Source organism: Verrucosispora sp. SN26_14.1 (assembly GCF_004307965.1).
In the GTDB taxonomy this organism is placed as follows: Bacteria; Actinomycetota; Actinomycetes; order Mycobacteriales; family Micromonosporaceae; genus Micromonospora.
Genome location: NZ_SISL01000585.1, coordinates 1 through 3,207, shown reverse-complemented (window position 1 = coordinate 3,207; position 3,207 = coordinate 1). Strand labels below are relative to the sequence as shown.

Annotated in this window: 1 protein-coding gene and 2 pseudogenes; 1 reads left to right on the top strand and 2 read right to left on the bottom strand. The window is 71.6% G+C overall.

Translation table 11 applies throughout. From position 1 onward, the window contains the following. Positions 1 to 219, bottom strand: a pseudogene (locus tag EYA84_RS29490) (aminotransferase); the annotation flags it as partial. A 121-nt stretch (positions 220 to 340) separates the two neighbouring features. On the opposite strand from EYA84_RS29490, the gene EYA84_RS29485 reads away from it, so the two are divergent. Further along, the gene (locus EYA84_RS29485; protein ID WP_131057339.1) at positions 341 to 2,473 is read left to right on the top strand and encodes a transglycosylase domain-containing protein; all 2,133 of its coding nucleotides are present in this window, start codon (positions 341 to 343) and stop codon (positions 2,471 to 2,473) included. A 25-nt stretch (positions 2,474 to 2,498) separates the two neighbouring features. Here EYA84_RS29485 and EYA84_RS29480 read toward each other — a convergent pair. Continuing rightward, positions 2,499 to 3,207 (bottom strand): annotated as a pseudogene (locus EYA84_RS29480) (cobyrinic acid a,c-diamide synthase); the annotation flags it as partial.

Here is a 3,207-nt window from a genome sequence, read left to right as displayed (position 1 = left end):
GGGCCGGGCGGCGACGGCGGCGCGGGCCGGACGCGGGTCCGGGTATCCGGCGAGGTCGTCCAGGGCGGCTCTGATCGGGTCGCCCAGCCAGGCCGGCATGGGGGCGCGCCGGACGTTGACGGCGAGGTCGACCAGGCCGTCGCCGACCTCCGCGTCACCGTGGTGCGCGAGGTCGGGTTCGGGTGTCGGGTGGGACGCTCCGGTGAGCGGACCGTGCATGCCCGCGATCCTGCCGGGAAGGCGGCGCGGGCGACAGCAGCCCGTGGAGTGCTCCGCATCACCACTGATCACTTCATGAGTATTTCTCATGTGCGAATCGGAAATGTCATAACTTATCGGTGTGAGTAATCGACCCCTTGCCGCCGCAGGTCGACTCGTTCCTCTCCTCCGCGCCGGGCTGATCGCCGGTGTCGTCGTCGCCGCCGTCGCGTACCCCGTGGTCGCCGTGACCGGCCTCGGCGCCAAGGCCACCGCGCACGCCGTGGAGAGCAAGACCCGCCTGCTGGCCACCGCCCTGCCCGCCGAGACCTCCTACCTGTACGCGCCCGACGGCAAGACCGTGCTGACCATGTTCTTCGAGGAGTACCGGCAGTACACCAAGCTGGCCGACATCTCCCCGCACATGCAGCAGGCGATCGTCGCCGCCGAGGACAACCGCTTCTACCAGCACCACGGCGTCGACCCGAAGGGCGTCGCCCGCGCCTTCGTGGCCAACGCCCGCTCCAGCGGCGTCTCCCAGGGCGCCTCCACGCTGACCATGCAGTACGTGCGGATGGCGCTGCGGGACAGCGCCACCACGCCCAAGGAGGTGCAGGAGGCCACCGCGCAGACGCCGATCCGCAAGGTCAAGGAGATGCGGATGGCGGTCGACCTGGAGAAGGAGCTGGGCAAGGAGGACATCCTGGAGCGCTACCTCAACTCGGCGTACTTCGGTCACCGCGCGTACGGCATCTACGCGGCCAGCGAGATCTTCTTCTCCAAGACGCCGAAGGAACTCACCCCGGTCGAGGCGGCCACCCTCGCCGGCCTGGTGAAGTCCCCGTCGCAGTACGACCCGGCCAGCTCCGACCAGAAGGACGCGACCACCCGGCGCAACTACGTGCTCGACAACATGACGCGGCTGGGTTACCTGTCGCCGGACTCCGCCGAGGCGGCCAAGGGCGAACCGATCCGGCTGCGGCTGACCTACCCGCCCAACGACTGCGCGGCGGTCCCGGAGAAGTGGAACAGCTGGGGCTTCCTCTGCGACTACCTGAAGAACTGGTGGAGCGCCCAGCCCGCGTTCGGCAAGAACCGCCTGGAACGCCTGGACAAGCTGCGTCGGGGCGGCTACCGCATCGTGCTCAGCATGGACCCGAAGGTCCAGGAGGCGGCGGAGAAGAACGTCGGCACCGAGGGCAACACCGGCAGCCCGTTCGCCAACGGCATCGTGGTCTCCGAGCCCGGCACCGGGCGGGTCAAGGCGATGGCGGTGAACCGCACCTACTCGTTGGAGGTGAACGAGAACCCGCTCAGCTCGAACCCGGAGGCGGGCCCGAACGTACGGGCCAACTACCCGAACACGGTGGCCCCGCTGATGGGCGGCGGTGACCTGCCGGGCTACCAGGCCGGATCGACGTTCAAGATGTTCCCGATGCTGGCCGCGCTGGACGCCGGCATGACGCTGAACACCAGCTTCAACGCCCCGCACAGCTACCGCTCCGAGGTCTACGACGGCTGGCAGCCGTCGAACGCCAGCGGCGCGATGAGCGGTACGCAGACCATGTGGTCCGGCTTCGGCAAGTCGGTGAACACCTACTTCGTCTGGCTGGAGGAGCAGGTCGGGGCGGAGAAGGCCGTCCGGCTCGCCGAGCAGTTGGGGCTGCGCTGGCGTACCGACGTGGACCGCGACCACGCCTCACCGGCGAAGGCGAACAAGTGGGGCGCGTTCACGCTCGGCGTCTCCGACGCCACCCCGCTGGAGATGGCCAACGCGTACGCGGCGATCGCCGCCGACGGACGCTACTGCGAGGCGATCCCGGTGAACGCCATCTACAACCGGGACGGCACACCCGCGATGTTCACCACCCCGGGCGGTATCCAACGCGAGATCGCCAAGCCGCGCTGCCGCCAGGTGGTCAACGCCGACGCGGCGCGGGCCGCGACCGACGCCGCCCGCTGCCCCACCGGGGACACCCCGGCCAGGGGAAGCTGCGGTGGCTGGTCGACCGCGGACAGCGTGCGCGGCACGGTGGGCCGCCCGGTGGCCGGCAAGACCGGCACCACGGACAGCACCCGGTCGGCCTGGTTCGTCGGCTACACCCCGGAACTGGCGGCGGCCAGCTTCATCTCCGACCCGGACAACCCGTTCAACGCGGTCGGCGACGGCCAGTCGCAGATCCCCATCGCGGCGGTCTCGAACACGCTCCGCGACGCCCTCAAGGGCACCCCGACGCGGGACTTCACACCCCCGTCGGACCGCATCGTCGGCTGACTCCCGACACGCGCCGGAGCGCCGCTCAGGCCGGTGCTCCGGCGGCCGGTTCGGCCGCCACCACACCGGCGGGCGTGATCGGGACACCCAGGTCGGGACCGGCCGGGATCGCGGCTGGCTCGGTCACTGCGGCGGCCACCAGACGCCCGGCGATCCGTGGGTACGCGGCCCAGTGCGGGACGAGCTGGGAGGCGTGCACGCCGCGCCAGACGAAGCCCTCCGGCGCGCCACCCGCCCAGCCCCACGCCGGACGGGGCCCGCCCCGGGGGGTGAGCACCGCGCGGTGCTCCTTGTGCCCGGTCACCACCTCGCCCCGGGTCGCCACCACACTGTCGCTCTGGGCGGTCGCCTCGCGGTACCCGACCACCAGACCGTCCCGGATGCTGCCGATCGCGTCGAGCACCCCGCACATCGGCAACCCGTCGAGTTCCCTGGCCAGCCAGAGCAGCCCGGCCCCCTCGGCGACGACCGGTCGACCGGTACGCGCCAACTCGGCCACCGCGATGCAGAGCCGCCTGTTGGCGGAGAGCTGCTCGGCGTACGACTCGGGCAGCGCGCCGCCGACCACCAACGCCCGGGTGCCGACCGGCAGCACCTCGTCGACGAAGGGATCGAGCGTGACCACGTCGGCACCGGCGGCCCGCAGCAGCTCGACGGTCTCGGCGTGGCTGAAGCTGCCGCCCGGCCCACCGGCCACCGCGACCACCGGCCGTCCGGCACCGGCCGGCACCGGC